The following is a 21,846-nucleotide window of genomic DNA, read 5'->3' as shown; positions in this document are numbered from 1 at the left end:
AACTCACTATTTGAAAATTATTTAGCGTCTGAAACAGTCAATCTCTTTCTTCCTTTTGCACGACGCGCTGCTAAGACTTTACGACCATTAGCAGTAGCCATTCTTGCACGGAAGCCATGAACTTTAATATGTTTTCTTTTGTTGGGTTGGTATGTTCTGATACTCATTGTTCCTCCTTATTGATGGTTTTGTGCTTTAACTCAAGTGCTATTATATAATAAAAAATAAAGTACAATAGTATATATTAAATTTAAATATATAAAGATGTAAAATATAACATTAGGAGGATCTATGTTGAATCTTAAAGCAATACTAGCAAATAAAAATTTATATCGCCAAGGATTGATTAACAAAGGAGTTGATGCTAAATTATTCGATGAACTTTATGATTTAGCTACCGAACGAGGAACTTTAATGTATGAAGCACAACAAAAAAAATCTGAGCTCGGTAAAATTAGCAAATTATTTGGAAGTTTTAAAAATAATCCAGCAAAGTTAAATGAAATTAAGTCAAAAAGTGCAACTATTAAGGCTGAATTTAACAAATTACAAGAAAAAGCAGAGTTAAACACGAATAGAATCGATGAACTACTAAATATGTTGCCAAATATCCCGGCCGAGGATGTTATTGTTGGAGCGGATGAAAACGAAAATAAAGTTTTAAAAACTCATGATAAATTAGGGAGAGGATTAGTTCGACACAACAAACACCATTACGAAATTGCTAATGAATTAGGCATTTTGGACACAGAAAGAGGTGTTAAATTAGCTGGTTCGCGTTTTGTTTTATACAAAGGATATGGAGCAAAATTGGCACGCGCCATTCAAAACTTTTTGCTTGATTTACATGAAAAAGACGGATACATCGAATATTCAGTTCCTGTGCTAAACAAGCCTAATATTTTATATGGAACTGGACAATTACCCAAATTCAAAGAAGACTTATATGAGGTTAACAATGGTGAATGATATTTAATACCAACAGCAGAAGTTCCATTGACAAATATTTATAATAATGAAATTATAGATTTAACCAATCCATTACGTTTTACAGCCTTTACAGAATGTTTCAGATCCGAAGCGGGTAGTGGCGGAAAAGATACTAAAGGAATAATAAGATTACACCAATTTAAAAAAGTTGAGTTAGTAAAAATTTGTTCTATTAAAGACGCTGAGGCTGAATTTAAACAACTTTGAGAGCAAGCTACAAAAGCATTAAAAATTTTAGAAATTCCTTTTAGGGAGCTAATGCTTTGTACAGGCGATTTAGGTTTTTCATCGCATAAAACTATTGATTTAGAAGTTTGATTACCAAGCGATATTCAATTTAGAGAAATTTCTTCAATCTCACATATGGGTGATTTTCAATCGCGCAGAGCAATGATAAGGTATAAAGATGAAAATGGAGAGAGCCAATATGCTCACACAATGAATGCCTCGGGAGTTGCAATTGATCGTTTAATTGCTGCAATTTTAGAAAATTATTACAACGAAGAAGAAGGTTCTGTTTCAGTTCCTAAAGCTTTAATTCCATATATGGGAATTAAAAAAATAACTAAACAATAAAAAAAGGCAATTTGCCTTTTTTTATTGTACCACAGTGTTTTTAGATATGATGTTGTTCATCGCCAACGTTTATTGAAACATCAGTTGGAATGCTAATTTTTTCAAATTTTATTCCAGCAGTTGTTAAAATTTTTCTTGCAATATCATCATCAAGAGTTCCAGTATATTTATCGTCTTCATAGATAACTTTTTCTATACCTGATTGCGCAACAGTTTTTGCACAATTAGAGCAAGGGAAAAGCGAGGTATATAAGGTGCAACCTTTTAATGACTGGTGGTTATTTAAGATTGCGTTCATTTCAGCATGGATAACATAGGCATATTTAGTTTTTGAACTATCCTCCCCTTCTCTTTCTCAAGGGAATGAATCATCAATACCTTTAGGCATGCCGTTATATCCAAGTGAAATTACCCTTTTATCTTCATTTACTATGCAAGCGCCAACTCTTGTTGATGGATCCTTGCTTCTTAATGCGGATACTTTAGCTAAAGCCATAAAATATCCGTCTCAATATAATGCATCTTTTTTCATAAAAAAATTATATTATTTTATCTTGTTTCTTAAATACTTGTTTTATGGTGTTTTTAGTTCCAAGGCTTTTAAATATTTTTATAAAAAAATAGTGCCAAACACTATTCATTTTCCTTGCTTTTTATAACTTTATATTCAAAATCTGTTGGGGTTTTTCTACCATAGTATTCGATTTCAACGGTTGCTCTTTGATTTTTTTCATCAACGTGGATGACTTTTCCTTCGTTGCCAATAAAAGGTCCATTATTAATTTCAACTATTTCGCCAACCTTAAATGTTGTTTCGTTACGACCGGCTTCGAAGTCCTCTCTAATTTTTTGCTCTTGTCTAAAGCTTTTTTTAATTTCTAAAAGAGGAACAGGTGTAGGTTTAGCCCCCTTACCAGAAGAACCAATCAAACCGGTTACATATTGTGTATTACGAACCACATATCAAGCCCTATCGGTCATATCCATATGAATAAAAATATATCCACTATACATATTTGCTCATTTAATTTTATATGGTTCACCATTTAATTTTTTAGCAGCTTCTTTTGGTGTTAAAACTGGTTTTTTAAATATTTTGAATGCTCCATCTTCCGTTGCATCCATATCAAAAGATTCTTCAACTTGCTCTGAAATAATTCTATTTTTTAATGATTCTACAACTTGATCTTCTTTGCCAGTGATGGTGCTAACCATATATCATAAATATTTTTTATCCATAAAAACCTCCAATTATTTAACTCCAATTACATTTCATAAAAGTGACACTAATGTTGAAAAAATTGTAACAACAGCAGTAAAAATAACTGCAAAAATTAGTATTTGAGCAAATGAAACTCAATTAGTCTTTTGAGAAGGATAACGAACACGTTTAATTTCTTTCACAAAACGTCTAATTCAATATTTACGTTTTTTATTTTTTACTTTTTCAACCTTTGTCATTATTTTTCCTCCTTGTGAAGTGTCTTAGCTCTACAATATGAACAAAATTTATTCATTACCAATCTTTGCTCATTTCCTCTGCTTTTATTCGTTACATAATTCATTCTTAAACAATTTTCGCAGCACAGTGTTACTTTTCTTTTTTCCATAAAACTATTATATATTTATTTTAATAAACTCCATTTGAAAAAGTGCCCAAGGCACTTTGTTATATTTTACATAATCTTTCTATTTTTCATTATAGAAATAATTAAATTTATTTTTAAAAGATTGTATTATTTTATTTTGTAGTTGTGCAGACATAAACCTACGTTTATTTTCATCTAAAACTAGGTTTAGTTTTTTTAGCAACTCAGGATTTTTTTTATTTAAAAATGATAAAAATAATTTTTTGTCCAAAAGCGCTATGGTACGGTTGATTTGCTGCAAGGAACTTTTATCAATAAATTCCTCATGTTCTAATTGTCTATAGAAAGATGTTTCGAATTTTAATTGCTTCTTTTGAAGCTTTTTGAATTCAGAAAAAACGAAAAATTTAATACTATTTTTAATATATGTTTTAAAAGAGGCGCTACCATGGTTATATGAAAATTTCGAACAAATTTCATGTGCCATTGATAAAAAATTATTATATAAATCTTCATCATCTAAGCAAAAAGGTTGGTTTTTAAAAAGTCAAAACTTTATATCTTGACGAATTGATTCGCCAAAAATTATATGAAAAAAATAAGCACAATATTTTTTAGGAATGCTATTTATAAAATAAGCGATATTTTGGTTTTTTTGAGAATAATCTCAATTAAAAAATGAACTAATTTTAAATTTTTCTTGTTGCCTCATAAAGGACAATGCCGGTCGCAACTGAAACGTTTAATGATTGCACAGAACCGAATTGTGGAATATGTATTAAACAATCAGATTCTTTTTCAACAGCTTTTGAGATACCTTTTTCTTCATTTCCAACAACAATAACAGCAGGTTTATTAAATTTTACATTTGAAATACTTTGTGATTTTTCACTTAAAGTTGTTGAATAAATTCAATATGATCAATCTTTTAATTTTCTTAATGCAGTTGCAATATTTGAAACTTTTATAAATTTAATTCCAAGAAAACCACCAGATGAAATTTTGAGAACTGTTGAATTAATGTCGGCCGCTCTATCTTTTGGGAAGATTATAGTGTCTATACCAAAAATATTGGCTGTTCGAATAATTGCCCCAAAATTATGGACATCTTGAATATGATCTAAAACTAAAATAGTTTCAGGCCTATGTTTATTCATTGCTTCTAAAGGATAAATTGGAAAATTTGTTAATTCAGCCACAATTCCCTGATGGTTGTCATTATTGGTTAATGCATCCAGAAACTGTTTTTCTTTGCTTACAACGCGACAAGAAACAGAATTTAGCATTTCTGTTGTGTGTGAAAAATTAGGTGTAACGTAAATGCAATTAATTTTTATTTTGTTTCTTATAGCATCAAGTACCGTATTTTTTCCACACATAAATAATTGTTTCATATATAAAACTCCAAAAATCTATTTTTTTCCTATTTTTTCCTAAATTAGATTTAGTTCCATTAATTTACTTCTCAATATATCTGCAGCTTCATAATTTTTAGACAAAACCATGTTTTGTCATTCAAAATAAGTTGGCAACTGTTTTAAATATGGCTGTAGGACAGCTAATTTAGGTAAAATGATATTTAAGATTGTATATATTTGTTTAGCTATTAAAATTGATGGGCTAATATTGTATTTTTTGATTAATCCATTAAATCTAAAGTTAAATTCACTGAAATTGTGGTCAGTTAGGGGGTTTATTATTTCGCAAATTTCTTTGTCTTCATTAGTTAATAATGGGTTATCTATAAAATTATCTTGATATTTTGTGATGAAGCTAAAAATTAACTTTTTATATTTATTTACAGTGTTTTTGGCATTATTTAAAATAGAATCATTAATATCAACAGGGGCTAACATATTTGTGTTTAAGATTATGGTTCGAAAAACCTCGCTGCCATGTTCTTTGATAAAATCCTTAGCTCAAATAATATTACCAAGAGATTTAGACATTTTTTCGCCTTTAAACATAATTTGGCCACAACGAAGTCATTTTTTAGCCAATGGCTTTCCAAAAAGAGCTCTATGTTGAATATTTTCGTTTTCATGGTGTGGGAATGTTAAATCAGTTCCACCCCCATGAATATCAACACCTTCTGATCCAAAATGCTTATTAATTAAAGCTACACATTCAGTGTGTCAGCCGGGTCTTCCATGACCAAATCGCGAAGGATATTTTACTCCGTCAACAGTATCCTTTCACAATGCGAAATCTGCTTCAAAGCGCTTAAGATTAGATTGTTCCGAAAATTCCATTTTGGATAGTTTTTGCCCGGACACTTCGCCGTAGAAATTGATATTTTTCTTTACATCAAATCAAACATTTACACCATCAACATAAGCAGATTCTTTTTTTACTAAAAAGGCTATATATCTTTCGATTTCATCGATATTGTCTGTAACTTTTTCTATATGGGTAATTGTATCAATACTTAATTGCTCTAATAATTCTAAGTATCCAGCTGTATATTTTTCTGAAATCACTGTTTCACTGACGTTTTCGTCTTTTGCTCGATTAATAATTTTATCATCTATATCCGTAATATTATTAATGAATTTGTATTCATGACCTAAGAAACGATGAGCTTTCATAATAAAATCAAAAGATAAAATTGGCCTCATATTACCAATGTGAACATCATTATAAACGGTTGGACCGCAAACATATATTTTAAGCATAATTCAATTATAAATATTTTATGCTTAATAAAATGAAAATTAATACTTTTAATTTATCTTACTATTTTACTTAAATAAATAATGTAATATATTTATATGATGCAAAAATATGACGAGTCAAGTATCCAACAATTAGTTGGATTAGAAGCGGTAAGAAAAAGACCTGGAATGTATATTGGTTCTACAGATGTTAATGGCCTACATCACTTAATTTGAGAGATTGTGGATAATTCTATTGACGAAGCATTAGCGGGATATGCAAATGAGATTAATGTTGTTTTAACAAAAGAGGGAAGCGTTATTGTTTCTGACAATGGCAGAGGCATACCGGTCGGTAAAACAAAAAGTGGTAAAAGTGCTGTAGAATTAGTGTTTACGGAACTTCATGCTGGTGGAAAATTCAATGAAGGTGCATATAAAACTAGTGGTGGTCTCCATGGTGTTGGTTCTTCTGTGGTAAATGCATTAAGCGATAAATTAATAGCAACGATAATGAGGGAGGGCCAAATTTATGAAACTATTTTTGAGCAAGGTGGCTCAAAAATAGTTCAACGTACAAAAGCTATTGGAAAAACAAACAAAAAAGGAACTAAGGTTGAATTCTGGCCAAATTATGAAACATTTAAGAATGCTAAGTTTAATTTTGAGGTTATAGCAGAAAGACTAAGGGAAAGTTGTTTTTTAATTGGCGGATTAAAAATAACCTTAGATGACTATAACACCGGCAAAAAAGCTGAATATAAATTTGAAAATGGCTTGCAAGCATTTGTTGAATTTATAAATGATTCTAAAAATGTTATTTCTCCAATTATTTATTTTAAAGAGTCAAGAAAAGAAATTGAAGTCGAAGTTGGTATGCAATACACAGACAGCTATAATGAAACCTTGCTTTCATTTGTAAATAATGTTAAAACAAAAGATGGTGGAACTCATGAGGCCGGTTTAAAAACAGCATTGACTAAAATTTTTAATGATTTTGCCGTTGAGGAAAAGGCTGTAAAAGGCAAGAATTCACTTGATGGAGAAGATATTCGTGAAGGTTTAACCATAATTCTAAGTTTAAAGATTCCTGAAAAATTCTTAGAGTTTGTAAGCCAAACCAAAGATAAATTAGGTACACCAGAGGCTAAGCCTGTAGTCGAGGAAATTGTAAGTAAGTGCGTACGCCAATGGATAAATGAAAATAGACAAATAGCTAAAAAAATATTAGAAAAAATTCGCAAAGCAGCTGAGTCAAGAGTTGCCGCTCGTAAAGCACGGCAAGAAGCGAGAAGTACCAAAAATGCATTAAAAGAAAGAGTAGTTTTATCTGGAAAATTAACTCCTGCACAATCAAAAAAAGCTGAAGAAAAAGAATTATTTTTAGTTGAGGGAGATAGTGCCGGTGGTTCGGCTAAACTTGGCCGAGATCGTAGAACACAAGCAATTTTGCCACTTCGTGGTAAAGTGATAAATACAGAAAAAGCTCGCTTATTTGAAATTCTAAAAAACGAAGAAATTTCAACAATTATTAATACAATAGGTGCTGGTGTTGGTGACGAATTTGACTATAAGAAAGCAGAATACGGCAAAATCGTTATTATGACAGACGCCGATACCGATGGCGCTCATATTCAAATATTATTACTCACTTTCTTCTTCAGACAGATGCGTCAATTAATTGAAAGAGGTATGATTTATATTGCTATGCCTCCATTATATAAGCTAACTTCTACAGGTTCTAAAAAACAAATTTTATATGCTTGAGATGAAAATGAACTTAGAAGCCACTTAAAGTTAAACTCATTTAAAAACGCAGATATTCAGCGTTATAAAGGGCTCGGCGAAATGAATCCAGATCAACTTTGAGAAACTACAATGAATCCGCAAACTAGAACATTAATACAAGTTAAAATTGAAGACGCAGCTTTAGTTGAAAGAAGAGTTTCAACTTTAATGGGAGACAATGTTGAGCCAAGAAAAGAATGAATTAATAAAAACGTGGAATTTTCAATGGAAGATGATTATTTAACTGAAATTAGAGGTATAGATGAGTAAGACAACAAATAAAATCAATGAGTTTATTGATAAGATTATCGCAGAAAATCTTGACTCGATTATGGCTGATCGATTTAGTCGCTATTCTAAATATATCATCCAACAGCGCGCGCTTCCAGATGTTAGAGACGGGTTAAAACCTGTACAAAGAAGAATTTTGTTTTCAATGTTTAATTTAGGTTTGCAATTTAATAAACCTTATAAAAAATCGGCTCGTGTGGTTGGTGACGTTATTGGTAAATATCACCCGCATGGTGATAGTTCTATTTATGAAGCTTTAGTGAGAATGGCTCAAGATTGAAAAATGGGTCATACTTTAGTTGAGATGCATGGTAATATTGGTTCTATTGATGATGATCCAGCGGCAGCAATGCGTTATACTGAGGCCAGATTAGCTAAAATTAGTGAGCTAGTATTAGGTGATATCAAAAAGAACACTGTTAAATTTGCACCCAATTTTGATGATAGTGAAATAGAACCAGTTGTTCTACCTTCAATGATTCCAAACTTATTAATTAATGGAGCAAAAGGTATAGCATCAGGGTTTGCTACAGAAATGCCCCCGCATAATTTAGGTGAAGTTTTAGATGGCGCTATAGCTAAAATTAAAAATCCAGCACTTACCTTGGAAAAATTAATGAAAATTATAAAAGGCCCAGATTTTCCAACCGGTGGCGTTATTTATGGCTCTAAAGGCATTTATGAATCATTTGAACGCGGAAGAGGTCGTATCACTTTAGCAAGCAAATACAGAACTTTTAAAGACAATAAAAATAAATTTATTGAAATATTAGAAATTCCATATGGAGTGATTAAAAATAAACTTGTGCATGATATTGATACAAAAATTAGCACTAATTCAATTAATGGTTTATTAGAAATCAAGGATCAAAGTGACCGTAATGGTATTAGTATTTTAATAACATGCGAGAAAGATGCAAACACCGATGCCATTTTAAATTATCTTTTCCAAAAAACAGAGTTAAAAATATACTATTCTTACAATAACGTGGCAATTTTAGAAAATTCGCCAAGATTATTAAGCTTGCAAAATTTACTAGATGAATACATTAAGCATATTAAAGATGTTAAGAAAAAAACATTACTTTTTGACTTAGCTAAATATGAAACTCGCTTAGAAATTGTCGACGGATTCATTAAAGTTAGTGAGATTACAGATGCAGTTATAAAAGTAATACGTGAAAGCTACGATTCCAAGAACGGAGTAATTCAAAATTTAATTAAAAGTTTTGATTTCACCTTAAATCAAGCAACTGCAATTGCAGAATTAAGATTATATAAATTATCAAGAACTGATAAAGAAGCTTTTTTATTAGAAAAAGAAGAATTGTTGAAAAATATTGCTCTATGTAAACTTTATTTAAATGATGAGGGCGAATTTAATAAATTTTTAATAAGCATTTTAAGTGAAATTAAAAGAGAATTTGCCACACCAAGAAAAACAGAAATTCTTGATGAAGAAATGCATATAAAAATTGAAGAATCGGAACTTATTAAAAGTGAAGTCGCTTATGTTTCCGTTACGAAAAGCGGCTATTTAAAGAGGTTTAATAAAAAAACATATGATTCAAATTCCTTAATTAATTTTGGAATAAAAGAAGATGATCAGTTAATTTATTTTGCAGAAAATAATACTATTAATCAGCTATTGTTGTTTACTAATTTTGGTAATTATGCACAAATTCCAGTGTATAAAATTCCTGAAAGCAAGTGAAAAGAAAACGGCTTACACATTTCAAGTTTAGTAGCTATGGAACCGGGGGAAGAATTTGTTTCAGTAGTTAACGTAACTGATTTCAAAATCAATAATTATATAATTTTAATGAGTAGTAAAGGCCAAGCAAAACGTACATTGTTAAGCGATTTTGAAGTGCAAAGAGCTAATAAAACATTTACAGCAATTGGCTTAAAAAAGGGAGATACGCTAGTTTCAGCAAAAATTAGTAACGGATATAAAGATATTTTTGTTATTAGTGAAAAAGGTTTAGCTTCACTTTATCCTGAAACTGAAATTCAAGTTTATGGCACAAAAAGCAATGGAACGATTTCATCGGGAATTGCTTCGTCAGATAAAGTTTCGGCCTTCGTTCCTGTTAATAATGATGATGAAATAGTTATGTTAGCTAATAACAAATTTTTAAAACGTTTAAAAGTAAACCAAGTAATTAAAATAGGTCGGAAAAATCGTGGTAAACCAGTATTTATGAGCAATAAATTTAATCAAATGATTATCAATGAAGTTGTTGCCAATAATTCTGTAGCACAGTTATTTTCGATAAATGATGCAAATGATATTTATAATGAAAAAATAGCAGATTATCCATTAACCACTAAAGAGGAAGGATTTAAAAAGGCTAAAAAATCCGACACTATCCAAATGTTCTTATTTGCAAATATGAGTACAGACAACCAAGAGACTAAAGTTGAAGAAGTAAGCTATGAAAAGCCAACACAAAGTGAAGAAAGGATACTGGAAGAAAATAAAAAAACAACAGAAAGCATTTTGGACTTGGATATTGATAGCATTCTTGCAAAGTTTAAAAAATAATAAATTTTAAATTGCCAAACAAGGCAATTTTTATTTTTGCTTATAGTCATAAAAAACTATGAAAATTAAAATTAAGAAAATAAAATTTTTTATCAAATTCCAAACTTATTTTTATTTTTTTGCATTATAAAAAAAAGACTTATCTATAGTAATTATGGTAATGTACAGTTTAAATTTTTTTATTTTATTATTTATCTTAGAAAATATTCACTTTTTAGTTTCGATGAATCATTTTTATATAATTAAAAAAAATTTAAGGGGTGAATTATGTTAATAGGCATAAGTGGTATGATAGGCAGCGGTAAAAGCGTTTTAACAAAGAAATTATTAAATCACTATACAAACTCAATGATGTTAAAAGAATTTGATGAAAACGATGAAGTTTTTAATCAATTTCTTGAATGGCTTTACAATAAAACACCAAATTTAACAATTGGTTTTCAGTCTTATGTTGTGGAATCTCATTCAACGAAACTATCTGAATTATTAGAAGAATTTACAAAGAAAGGTAAAAAACACTCAGAAAACCATGTTTTTATTGATAGATTTAGTATTGAGCACTACATTTTTGCTAGTGTAATTTTAAAATCTAAAGATGAAAAGTATTTAAAAGGTTATGATGCTATGTTTAATGAAATCATTACTAAAGATGAAACACCGGATTTAGCTATTTTCCTAGATATGAGTTTTGAGACATTTAAAAATAGACTTTTTTCTAGAGGTAGAGAAGTAGAAACTGAAAATTATGCTCTAAACGAAGAATATTTCAGAACGCTTCATAAAGCTTACAAAGAAACTTTTGAAATTCAAGCTAAAAAATTTAATATGGACTATGTCATAATAGATACAAATAATATGACTGAAATAGAAGTTTTTAAAAAAGCTGTAGAAATTATTGATAATTTTGACTTTTCAAAAAAAGAAAGATACAACAAATAATGGTTATTGGTATAAGTGGAATGATAGGGAGTGGGAAAAGCACTCTATCCAAAGCGTTGAATAAACACTATGAAAACTCAATTTTATTAGAAGAATTCGAAGCTGATGATCAAGTTTTTAATACATTTCTAAAGTGATTATATGAAAAAAAGCCAAATATTGATTTAGGATTTCAATCCTTTATTATTGAAAGCCTCTCAAATTCATTTCAGGACTGCTTGAAAAAGTTTGATGAAAAAGGATTAAATCACGATAAATATCATATTTTCTTAGATAGGTTCAACTTAGAGCACTATATATTTGCAATTGTAACCTTAAAAAATAAGCCTGAGAAATATTTAAAAGGTTTTGAAAAACTTTTTAAATATTTAGTTAGCGAAGAAGAAAACCCTAATTTAGCTATATTTATTGATATAAACTTTGATACCTTTAAAACTAGAATCTTAAAAAGAGGAAGACAAAGCGAGATAGAAAACTATAAAGAGAACGAAGAGTACTTTAAGGAACTACATAAAATATATAAAAGCACATATATTCGTTTAATGAATGATTACAATATACCTTATTTTATAATCAACGGCGATGATAAATCAGAAGGTCAGATTCTTAATGAAGCTGTTGATATAATTAATAATTTTAAAAAATAATTAACTAAAAATATTGTAGATAAAGGAAAAAATGCATAGAGGAAAAATTCAAAATTGACTAGAAGTCATAACAGGTCCAATGTTTTCAGGGAAAACAGAAGAACTTTTAAAAAGAATAAATACTCTTAAATGAGCAGAAGTTGAGACATTAGTTATCAAGCCAAGTTTTGACAAAAGATTTAGCGAGACTGAGCTGGTGAGCCGAACAGGAGCAAGAATTAAAGCAAAAACGGTCAATAGCTCGAAGGAAATTTTGCAGCTTTGAAATAAAAAATATAAAGCTATTGTAATTGATGAGATGAATTTTTTTGATAATGATTTGCCAGAGGTGCTTGAGGAGTTATTGGTTAATGATGTTAATATAATTATTTCAGGGTTGGATTTAGATTACTTACGCAAGCCTTTTGGTATCGCACCTAAAGTGATCGCTATGGCTGATGAGGTTCAAAAATTAAAGGCTGTTTGCGTGATATGTAAATCACCAGCTGGATTTTCATTTCGTAAGGTTTTAGTCGACGATTTGAATTATTTAGGGGATGAAGAGTATGAGGCTAGATGTAGACAATGCCACATAAATGGCGAAAAATCTAAAGAAAAATTAAAATAAAAAATGTTGCTTAAGGCAACATTTTATTAATTGAAAAAAAGCACTAAAGGATGATTTTACCTTTTTTAAGGGTCTTAGCAGTTTTTGCACTAACTCTAAGTGTAACTTTACGACCGCCAACATTGATAACCATTTTTTGTAAGTTAACGTTAAATCTACGTTTTGTTGCATTCATTGCGTGTGAACGTAAGTTACCAACCATAGGACCTTTTCCAGTTATTTGATCGTATCTTGCCATAATCACTCCTTTCAGTATGTTTCTTAAAAAGTGCTTTAATTATAGCATTAAAAAAAAATATTGTAAATATTTGAAAATAAACATTTAAGTATAGTTTTTTTACCAAAAATACTGTTGTACTGCCTTTTTGTAAACAAAAAAAATTGAAATATAAAAAAGACAGATTAAAAGTAATTGTCTTTTTCAAAATTATTTTATACGTAAGCTAGACGTTCAACCTTTCTTTTTCCTATAAAGGTTGTGGCTTTAACATGTTCAAGATATTGATCCCAATGAAGCATTGTGTATACAAATGTATATTTTTCTCATCTTCTTGCATAGTGAACTTTTGGGAAAAATTGGAATGAAATTAATCATAATGCGCCAAGAGCAATAAACAATCCTGCAGCTATTTGGTAAATAATGAATGAACTTTCACGTAGTGGTTCAAGAGATAAACGAACTAGACCATATCAAATAAAGTATAGTGATGCTGATGAGCCTGGTTTTAATAATCTCATCAAGTTAATAACTCAAACAATAATTAAGTAACCTGTGAAATTGGCTATTCCTTCATATAAGAATAATGGATAACGGTATAATCCGGCGACTCCATATTTATCAGAAATAGCATCATTAATGAAGAAGTTTTGGGCAAAACTTTCTCCAAAAATCTCTACAGATCTACCTGTTCAATCGACCTTACCGAAAATCTCATGGTTTGCATAGTTACCTCAACGACCTATAACTTGCCCAATTAAAATTGTTGGGATAATAATGTCTACAACTTTACGAATATCAACTTCATGTCGCTTATTGTAAATATAAATTAAATCAACTATTACGGAAAGAATAACTCCACCTTGAATTGATAATCCACCTTCTCAAATAGCGTATCAACGTTTTCAATTATAATTTGGATTATAAATTGCCTCTTCTACTAAGTCTCATAGACGAGCTCCAATTAATGAACACGGAACAGTTAGCAAAATAAGGCTATATAAATATTCTCATTTATATTTTTCACGTTGCCAAAAAAGTACAACAGTTAAAATCGCAGCTAAGAAACCAAAAAGTAAAGTTATTGAATATGTATAAACAGAAAAGCTACCAATTCGAAATAAAATACCTGGCGTGCCTGCTGGAATTCCGCTTTCAAAATGAAATTTATAATTTTGCTCATTAAGCATTTTCACCACCCTTCCGACGATTAATTTCTCTTATTATATCTAATCCTTCTTTTTTAGCAAGATAAGAACTTACAGCCGCTTCTATTAATGATGCAGCCGAAAAACCCTGTTTTACAGGTATTTGGATCTTTCTGATGCTCCCGTTTAAGATTGGATATTTTTGATATTCAATACATAAACGGTCAAAATTATGAAATGTATTATCCTTAATTGTAACTAATTCAACAACTAAATGTATCACGCTACCTTCGGTAACTGATCTAATTCCATAAGTGAATTTAACATCGATCAGACCAATTCCACGTACTTCAATAAAATCTTTTGTTATTTCTGGACTTGTACCGTAAAAGTTTGATCCTATTTGTTTGATTAAAACACTGTCGTCACTAATAAAAATATTGCCCCGTTGAACTAAGTCTAAAGTTGCTTCTGATTTACCAGATCCACTTTCACCTACAATTAAGACTCCAACACCACCAACCGAAACTAACGAACCGTGAACCATCTCTTGATTTGCAAAATAATCACTTAGATAAGTCCCGATTGAAGTAACAACTTGTGAGGTTGACATTTTAGAAAAGTTAACGGGAATAATATATTTATTAGCTATTTTTAATACTCATTCTTTAACTTTTTCGCTTACTCCTTTAGAAAGGATCATAAGCGGTGGAACTTGGGTCAAAATATTTTCGATCTTAGCTAATGCATCCTGTTCTCCTGCTTGTTCAAGGTATACGCTTTCATTGGTTCCTCAACAAATAATATTTCTATTGTATAGTCGAGCAGTTTTTACTCCAGCTAATTCTAAACCTACACGCTTTATTGCGGGCTCATATATACTATGGAATTCTGTAATGAAATCCTTATTAATTATGTCAAGGTTGAATTTCTTAATTATTTTAGTTACTAGTATTTCTTTATTTTTAGCCATAATATAAATTAAATTATATATTAAAGATATTAATGTGTGCTAAAATAACTTCAGCTAGATTCTTATTTATTTTTTATAATGATATGTTAAGAAAGGAAGATATGTCAAATAAAATTCCTACAAAAATTATTCCAATTGGTGGTGTACAAGAAATTGGAAAATCAACCATTTTAATGGAGCATGGTGACCAAATTTTAATTATTGATGCAGGTATAAAATTTGCTGATACAGCACAATCAGGAATCAAGGGAATTATTCCTGATTACTCTTATTTACAGGATAAAAAGAAAAAAATAGAAGGCCTCTTTATTAGCCATGGACACGAAGACCATATTGGTGGAGTTGTGCATTTAGTTAAGCAAGTTCCTATTAAAAAAATATATGCACCGAGAATTGCAATTCAATACTTGAAGCTTAAATTTGATGAGAATAAGATAAATCAAAAAATCGAATTTATCGAGCACCAAAAATCTGATGTTCACCGTTTTGGTGATATTGTTGTCGATTATTGAACTGCGCAGCATTCAATACCCGATGCATTTGGTATTAGAGTTAGAACTCCTAATGGAGCTTTACTTTACACCGGTGACTTTAGGTTTGATTATAATCCAATTGGACAAATTTTTACTGACTTTACAAAGATAAAACAAATGGGCGAAGAGGGTGTAACGATTTTATTAAGCGATTCAACAAACGCTATGCGTCCTTTTCATTCTCCGAGCGAAAATGACATCTTAAAGGACATTGAAAAATACATTGTACAAGCAACTAAAAAGACTATAATCACGGCGTTTGCGTCAAATTTAACCAGAGTAACGGCTATTATCGAATTAGCTGCAAAACTAAAGAAAAAGGTTGCTGTTTTTGGTCGTTCAATGGTTCAAGGAATTAAAATTGGACGTAAATTAGGCTATATAAATGTCGATAGCAGCGTTTTCGTTGATAAAAAAGACGTTGCAAATGTTCCAGAAAAAGATTTATTAATTTTAACTACAGGTAGCCAAGGTGAACAATTAGCTGCATTGTCGAGAATGTCTTATGGTAAGCACCAAAGTATTAAAATCAATAAAAATGATATGATTATTTTCTCTTCAAGTCCAATTCCAGGTAATAGAATGGTCATTGAGCTTTTAGTCAATAGATTAGCGAAATTAGGGGCCGTAATAAAGGAAAATGGTGTTGATGGTTACTTGCATACATCAGGGCACGCTTATAAACATGAACATGATAAAATTTTTCAATTAAGCAAACCATCTTTTTTCATGCCTGTTCACGGTGAATATCGAATGTCTATGGTGCATGGTGATAGTGCTGTTAGAAATGGAGTAGATCCTAATAATGTTATCATTCCCGAAATGGGAAGAGTTTATAATATGGTTGACCAAAAAGTCTATGCTACAGATGAATTTATCGATTTTGGTCCAATTTATATTGATGGCTTAAAAACATTAAATGTTAATGCATCAATAGTTAAAGATAGAATAAAATTATCAGAAAATGGATTTGTAAATATAAATTTTGTTATCGATAAAAAAACACGAACAATAATTGGACGTCCTATAATAGTTAGTCGCGGTGCATTTTATGTAAAAAATTCTCTAGCATTAATTGAAGAAGCTAGACGAGTTGCCAATGGTGCAGCTTTATATTACATAAAAAATACTGAAGGTGACATTAACATTATAGAGTTAAAACAACTAATAGTGGATCGTCTAGAATCGTTCTTCTACAGGGCTAAAAGAAGAAATCCAGTAGTTATTCCTACAATAATTTTCACTGATGAACAAAACGATGAGGCATTTGAAAATTCAAAAGTTCAATTCGCTACAAAGGTAGATCCTAAAAAAGCAAAAGCAGTTAAAGATTTATTGGACAGTGTGAACGAAGACGTTTTTGGTGACCAAGCCGAATTAGAGTTTGATATCGATGAAAAAGATGAAGAATAAATAAAAATAACTCCATAGACTTATAAAGAATAAAGCTTTAATTTGAATGAATATTAAATTTTGTCTATATTGCACATAAATATAATTAGAAATTTACAATATTCCATACATTAAATAAGATATAAAAGTAAGTGAATATATTTTTAAAAAATTTTGAAAATTCTTAAAAAATAATTAAAAATTATTATGTATGTACAATTTTTAATATTTTATTTAAGAAAATACTATATATTTTAATCACAAATAAAACACATAGGAGATAACTATGACATTAGTTAAAAACAAAGCGGTGAACTGAATAATTTGAACATTGTTCACTTTATTATTAATCTTAGCCTCATTCGTTTATATCTATGCAACACATATCTACGATATTATTTTTGTAGACAAACATGAAAGCATTAAGGCATTTTATGAAGCACTTCATAAAGAACCTACAGGAATTGTGGTTGGTTTCTATATCTTACTAGCTGCCATCATTATTTCAATAATAATTACATTTATTGTTCAAATTGTTTTTGTTAAATCGGCAAAAAAACACAAAGCTTTTAAATCAACTTATACCTTAGCTGTTATTGGATTCTTCATTTGACCAATCTTACCATCTATTTTCACCTTGATTGGTTCATGAGTAGCTTTATCAGTTAAAAAGCTTAATATGGAAAATAAATAACTAATTATTAGTAGTCAAAATAATACTTCTAAAGTATTATTTTTTTCATTTTTTTTCACTGTAATACCTGTAAAAAAGTTAAATTGCCTAAAGTTAAAAATCTAAATAGAATAATATGGTATTAATTCTAATATAATAATAATATGAAAAAATTTACTAATCTTTATAACACAACCCATTACTCATTTTTGGATTCGTTAATTAAGCTTGAAGATTTATATGAAATAGCTAAAAAAAATAATTTAGATGCCGTAGTTTTAAGCGATCATAATAATCTTTTTGGTTTAGGTGAACACCTTAATTTGTCTAAAAAGTACGACATTAAACCAATTATTGGTCTTGATTTAGATGTTGGTGAATATCGGTTTATTTTATTAGCTAAAAACTATTTAGGATATCAAAAATTAAATAAATTATCTTTTTTAAAGAGTAAAAATGAAACTATTACAGTCACGGACATTAACGACAATAATCTTTTTATTTTGGATCATCCAATTTATGGCTATTATGCTAAAGAAAAAAAGATCTTGCCTATTTTTAAAGACAACTACTTTATAAATTCATCTGATCCAAATTTGCCTAATTCTATTGTGCTAAAGGTTAATAAGTTAATTTTGGCAAGTGATTGTGATGCCTTAAATGTAATTCAAGAAATTGGCAATAATGAAAAAGATACAATTTATTATGATTATGAAAATGATATATCAGTTGATGAAATTATCATTGATAGGATTGATAAAATCATAGCTGAATGTAATGTTATTTTTCCTGAAAAGCAAATGCATTTAGCAAGCTATGAAAATAAAACTTTAGAAGAAAATATCGAATACTTTAATAATCTACTAGAAGCTAAAATCATTGAAAAACAACGGGAATTAAGCAAATATCCTGATTATCTTCAACGTGTTAAATATGAAAAAAAAGTTATTATTGAGCAAGGTTTTGTAAATTACTTTTTAATTATTCAAGATTTGGTAAATTGAGCTAAAAATCAAAGGATTTCAGTTGGCCCGGGTCGTGGTTCAGCTGCTGGATCATTAATTTCTTATTTATTTAATATCACGACAATTAATCCGCTGCAATATAATTTATTATTTGAAAGGTTTTTAAATCCTGCGAGAAGCTCGTGGCCAGATATTGATATTGACTTGCAAGATAATAGAAGAATGGAAGTTTTTGAATACTTAAAAAATAAATACGGTTCAGCTTATACGGCTTTAATTTCAACTTTTCAAACTGTTGGAGCTAAAACGGCTATTCGTGATGCGGGTAGAATTTTAAAAATTCCGCTTCCGATTATTGATAGAATATCAAAAAGCATCAGAATAAATGAATCTTTAGATGAAGCTTATTTAAAAAATAAAGATTTCAAAATTGAAATTAGCCAATATCAAAATTTATACCAAATAGCCCGTAAAATAGAGGGATTAATCAGACAACAAAGTTATCACCCTGCTGGTTTTATTATAGCTGATAAACCTATAATTGAGTATGCACCACTTTGTTTAAGTGGGGATGAAACATTTAATCAAGTTCAATTACCAATGGACTATGTTGAAGATTTTGGCCTAATTAAAATTGACTTATTAGGCTTAAAGACATTAACAGAAATCCAAGACATAGAAAGCAAATTGGATAAAGAATTGCACTTTGAAAATGTTCTCCAAAAATTTCCGCTTGATATTCATGATCCCTCAACTTTAAATATGCTAAATAAAGGCTTCACTGAAGGTATTTTTCAACTTGAATCTGCTGGAATGAAAAACACAATCAAAAAAGTAAATTTAGATAGCTTTGATGATGTATATGCTTTGATTTCTCTTTTTAGGCCCGGACCAATGGCTAACATTGATATTTATGCAAATAATAAAAAATATCCATCAAAAATATTGAAAATTCATCCGGCTTATGACAAAATTGTTGGCTCAACTTTTGGCATAATTGTTTACCAAGAACAAATAATGCAAATAGCACAAGAAGTTGCAAATTTGAGTCCTGAAGAAGCAGATTTCTTGAGACGTGCAATAAGCAAAAAGAATGAAGATAAAATTAAGCTTTATAAAGAAAAATTTTATTATGGTGCTTACCAAAATGGACTATCTATAGACTTAATAGACAAAATATACTTAAATATTTTGCGTTTTGCAGAATATGGTTTTAATAAGTCACATGCAGTTAGTTATGCCTTTTTAACTATGAAAATGGCTTATTATAAAGCTAGATATGCACATTTATTTTATTCTTCACTTATAACTAATGCTAATGGTTCACAAACAACAATTTTAAAATATGTTAATGAATTAAGAAAAATTAAATATCCATTTCTATCACCGAATATAAAGTATTCGACCAATGAATGCACATTGAAAGATAATGCAATAGTTTTACCGTTAAATATGATTAAAGGTTTTGGCAATGAATCTATTAATAAAATTATAATAGCTCGCAACAACCAAAATTTTGATGATAATTTAGCTAAAACATTACTCAAATTGCGTTTTGCTGGTATTAAAGATGCTGCAATGGAAACTTTAATAAAAGCAAACACATTTAGAGATTATGGTAATGTTAATTTTGTTTTAGAGGCAGATCATGTAACCAAACATATTTATAATATGTTCGCAAACTACAAAACCTTTGAAGAAGCAGAAGAGAAAATTAACCAAAATGGCTATATTACAATTGAATTCGACACAACAATTGAACAAGATATAAAAGCTGAATCTGAATATGAAAAACAATTATTAGGTGCATGCTTCAATATATTCAATACTACCGAATTCGAAAAAAGATACCAATATAGATTATTGAAAATTCCAAATAATACAACAGTATTTGTGGCTGCAGAATTAATTGCAAAGAAAGAATTTCCAGGTAAATCATATGGGTTGCTGGAATTTCAAGATAGCAGTGGAACTAATGGTTTTTTTGTAAGCAATAATGAATACAAAAGATCATATGCACATATGAATATCGGCTCAATTATTGAGCTTGAAATTGAAAATAAAAATAATAAGCTACGCCTTTTAGGCTATAAAACAATTAATTAGGATAATTATGGAAAATAATAATTTTTTATTAGTGGATGGAAACTTGTTACTTTTTCAATCTTTTTATGCGTCCGCAGCAACAAATAATACAATAATGACAGATAAAAACGGAAATGTAACAAATGCTGTTCATGTCTTTTTCTCAACATTATTTAAGGTATTAAAGGAAATAAGGCCAAGCTATTTGTTTATTGCTTTTGATGCCTCTTCTAAAACAAAACGCCATGAATCGTTTGCAGATTACAAAGCAGGCAGAGCTAAAGCCCCACAAGAACTATATGATCAATTCGACATAGTAAAAAATATTTTAACACAAGCTAAAATCCCTTGACTTGAAAAAAACGGTGATGAGGCTGATGATCTAATAGCAACACTATGCGCCCATAACAAGAATACTTTAAACTTTATTTATTCAAAAGATAAAGACTTGTTACAACTAGTCAATGAAAACACAGCAATATTGAAAAAGAATTCAGGTGCTAAAGCTTATACCGAACCATTTGAATTAATTACTCTGGGTAATTTCTTTTCTTTGTATGGTATAACGCCAGAACAAATTCCGGATTTTAAAGGGTTAGCTGGAGACAAGAGCGACAACCTCAGAGGTATAAACGGTATTGGAGACAAAGGGGCTATTAAATTAATTAATGATTTCGGCACACTAGAAAATATTTATGAAAATCTAGATAAACTATCTGCAACAATTACTAAAAAATTATTAGCTGATAAAGATAGTGGTTTTATGTGTAAGGAATTAGGTAAATTAAATAAAAATGTTGATATCAATACTAATAAAGAACAATATTTAATTACTCAAATTAACTATGAAGAAGGCATTAAAGCTTTTGAATGTTATAATCTAAATCAAAACTTAAGCAAGTTTAGGGATTTTTTTAAATCATTAGCTAAAAAATAATTATTTTTACCAAAACAGCTGTAACACAATTGTTTTGGTTTTTTTAAATAAAAAATGGCCAAAGCCATTAATTAAAATTATTATTTCTTTTCTTTGTGGTCGGTGTGTTTTTGGCATTTCTTGCAATATTTAGCTAATTCAACCTTTTCAGGGTGATTCTTTTTATTTTTCTTGCCAATGTAATTTTCCATTTTGCATTCTTGGCACACAAATGTAAATCCTTCTCTAGCCATTGCTCCTCCTTCAAAGGTAAAATATTTTAATAATTATATAAAATAAGTTTATTTTGTTAAA

22 protein-coding genes are annotated in these 21,846 nt (G+C 29.5%); 10 read left to right on the top strand and 12 right to left on the bottom strand.

All coding sequences use genetic code 4. The annotated features are described in order from the left end of the window. Window positions 1-17: 17 nt before the first annotated feature. A complete protein-coding gene (rpmH, locus tag T385_RS0103070) occupies window positions 18-167 on the bottom strand; it encodes a 50S ribosomal protein L34 (protein WP_029906440.1) in 150 nt (49 codons plus the stop codon). 124 nt (window positions 168-291) lie between these two features. Between rpmH and serS the strand changes: the two genes are divergently transcribed. Then, window positions 292-1,566, top strand: a complete 1,275-nt coding sequence (gene serS, locus T385_RS0103065; RefSeq protein ID WP_029906438.1) for a serine--tRNA ligase — start codon at window positions 292-294, stop codon at window positions 1,564-1,566. 40 nt (window positions 1,567-1,606) lie between these two features. Here the strand turns inward: serS and T385_RS0103060 are convergent, their stop codons facing one another. The 7 genes from T385_RS0103060 to T385_RS0103030 form a co-directional block, all read right to left on the bottom strand. After that, entirely contained in the window at window positions 1,607-2,098 is a 492-nt protein-coding gene (locus tag T385_RS0103060; protein ID WP_029906436.1) for a deoxycytidylate deaminase, read from the bottom strand. Between the two features lie 101 nt (window positions 2,099-2,199). Continuing rightward, complete coding sequence (gene nusG, locus T385_RS0103050) at window positions 2,200-2,805, bottom strand: transcription termination/antitermination protein NusG (RefSeq protein WP_029906434.1); 606 nt, start codon at window positions 2,803-2,805, stop codon at window positions 2,200-2,202. A gap of 12 nt (window positions 2,806-2,817) precedes the next feature. Further along, window positions 2,818-3,027: a preprotein translocase subunit SecE gene (locus tag T385_RS0103045; RefSeq protein ID WP_029906432.1), complete on the bottom strand. Its 210-nt coding sequence runs from the start codon at window positions 3,025-3,027 to the stop codon at window positions 2,818-2,820. After that, window positions 3,027-3,131: a 50S ribosomal protein L33 gene (gene rpmG / locus T385_RS03645; RefSeq protein WP_408633463.1), complete on the bottom strand. Its 105-nt coding sequence runs from the start codon at window positions 3,129-3,131 to the stop codon at window positions 3,027-3,029. Before rpmG (T385_RS03645) ends, T385_RS0103045 begins: the two co-directional genes overlap by 1 nt. A 124-nt stretch (window positions 3,132-3,255) precedes the next feature. Beyond that, entirely contained in the window at window positions 3,256-3,867 is a 612-nt protein-coding gene (locus T385_RS0103040) for a hypothetical protein (RefSeq protein ID WP_029906430.1), read from the bottom strand. After that, a complete protein-coding gene (gene rlmB / locus T385_RS0103035; RefSeq protein ID WP_029906428.1) occupies window positions 3,845-4,549 on the bottom strand; it encodes a 23S rRNA (guanosine(2251)-2'-O)-methyltransferase RlmB in 705 nt (234 codons plus the stop codon). Before rlmB ends, T385_RS0103040 begins: the two co-directional genes overlap by 23 nt. Before the next feature lie 39 nt (window positions 4,550-4,588). Then, window positions 4,589-5,830, bottom strand: coding sequence for a class I tRNA ligase family protein (locus T385_RS0103030; protein ID WP_029906426.1), 1,242 nt, complete (start codon window positions 5,828-5,830; stop codon window positions 4,589-4,591). Between the two features lie 99 nt (window positions 5,831-5,929). Here T385_RS0103030 and parE point away from each other — a divergent pair, with 99 nt between their 5' ends. The 5 genes from parE to T385_RS0103005 all read left to right on the top strand — a co-directional run bounded on the left by parE (window position 5,930) and on the right by T385_RS0103005 (window position 12,629). Further along, the gene (parE, locus tag T385_RS0103025; protein WP_029906424.1) at window positions 5,930-7,867 is read left to right on the top strand and encodes a DNA topoisomerase IV subunit B; all 1,938 of its coding nucleotides are present in this window, start codon (window positions 5,930-5,932) and stop codon (window positions 7,865-7,867) included. Then, window positions 7,860-10,436 (top strand): DNA topoisomerase IV subunit A, encoded by a 2,577-nt coding sequence (gene parC, locus T385_RS0103020; RefSeq protein ID WP_029906422.1) that lies wholly within the window; start codon window positions 7,860-7,862, stop codon window positions 10,434-10,436. Before parE ends, parC begins: the two co-directional genes overlap by 8 nt. A 267-nt stretch (window positions 10,437-10,703) precedes the next feature. Then, complete coding sequence (locus tag T385_RS0103015) at window positions 10,704-11,375, top strand: deoxynucleoside kinase (RefSeq protein WP_029906420.1); 672 nt, start codon at window positions 10,704-10,706, stop codon at window positions 11,373-11,375. Continuing rightward, on the top strand, window positions 11,375-12,022 hold the full coding sequence (locus tag T385_RS0103010) for a deoxynucleoside kinase (RefSeq protein WP_029906418.1): 648 nt from the start codon (window positions 11,375-11,377) through the stop codon (window positions 12,020-12,022). Before T385_RS0103015 ends, T385_RS0103010 begins: the two co-directional genes overlap by 1 nt. Before the next feature lie 31 nt (window positions 12,023-12,053). Beyond that, complete coding sequence (locus tag T385_RS0103005; protein WP_029906416.1) at window positions 12,054-12,629, top strand: thymidine kinase; 576 nt, start codon at window positions 12,054-12,056, stop codon at window positions 12,627-12,629. Window positions 12,630-12,672: 43 nt separating this feature from the next. On the opposite strand, the gene rpmB is transcribed toward T385_RS0103005, so the two are convergent. From rpmB to hprK, 3 genes are all read right to left on the bottom strand, one after another. After that, window positions 12,673-12,867, bottom strand: coding sequence for a 50S ribosomal protein L28 (gene rpmB, locus T385_RS0103000; protein ID WP_029906414.1), 195 nt, complete (start codon window positions 12,865-12,867; stop codon window positions 12,673-12,675). Window positions 12,868-13,061: 194 nt separating this feature from the next. Further along, window positions 13,062-14,036 carry a prolipoprotein diacylglyceryl transferase gene (lgt, locus tag T385_RS0102995; protein ID WP_029906412.1) on the bottom strand — a complete coding sequence of 325 codons (975 nt, stop codon included), beginning with the start codon at window positions 14,034-14,036 and terminating at the stop codon, window positions 13,062-13,064. Continuing rightward, window positions 14,029-14,967 carry an HPr(Ser) kinase/phosphatase gene (gene hprK / locus T385_RS0102990; protein ID WP_029906410.1) on the bottom strand — a complete coding sequence of 313 codons (939 nt, stop codon included), beginning with the start codon at window positions 14,965-14,967 and terminating at the stop codon, window positions 14,029-14,031. The genes lgt and hprK overlap by 8 nt, the downstream gene beginning before the upstream one ends. 101 nt (window positions 14,968-15,068) lie before the next feature. On the opposite strand from hprK, the gene T385_RS0102985 reads away from it, so the two are divergent. From T385_RS0102985 to T385_RS0102970, 4 genes are all read left to right on the top strand, one after another. Continuing rightward, window positions 15,069-16,913, top strand: coding sequence for a ribonuclease J (locus T385_RS0102985; RefSeq protein WP_029906408.1), 1,845 nt, complete (start codon window positions 15,069-15,071; stop codon window positions 16,911-16,913). Between the two features lie 265 nt (window positions 16,914-17,178). Continuing rightward, complete coding sequence (locus T385_RS0102980; protein ID WP_029906406.1) at window positions 17,179-17,586, top strand: hypothetical protein; 408 nt, start codon at window positions 17,179-17,181, stop codon at window positions 17,584-17,586. Between the two features lie 143 nt (window positions 17,587-17,729). Continuing rightward, window positions 17,730-20,636, top strand: coding sequence for a DNA polymerase III subunit alpha (gene dnaE / locus T385_RS0102975; protein ID WP_029906404.1), 2,907 nt, complete (start codon window positions 17,730-17,732; stop codon window positions 20,634-20,636). A gap of 7 nt (window positions 20,637-20,643) precedes the next feature. After that, window positions 20,644-21,552, top strand: a complete 909-nt coding sequence (locus T385_RS0102970) for a 5'-3' exonuclease (protein ID WP_029906402.1) — start codon at window positions 20,644-20,646, stop codon at window positions 21,550-21,552. A gap of 80 nt (window positions 21,553-21,632) precedes the next feature. Here T385_RS0102970 and rpmG (T385_RS0102965) read toward each other — a convergent pair whose 3' ends face one another. Further along, a complete protein-coding gene (rpmG, locus tag T385_RS0102965) occupies window positions 21,633-21,785 on the bottom strand; it encodes a 50S ribosomal protein L33 (protein WP_029906400.1) in 153 nt (50 codons plus the stop codon). Window positions 21,786-21,846: the final 61 nt, after the last annotated feature.

It is taken from the genome of Mycoplasmopsis opalescens ATCC 27921, assembly GCF_000712185.1.
In the GTDB taxonomy this organism is placed as follows: domain Bacteria; phylum Bacillota_I; class Bacilli_A; order Mycoplasmatales; family Metamycoplasmataceae; genus Mycoplasmopsis; species Mycoplasmopsis opalescens.
Note: the sequence above shows the minus strand (reverse complement) of the source record. Positions and strands in the feature narration are given on the sequence as shown.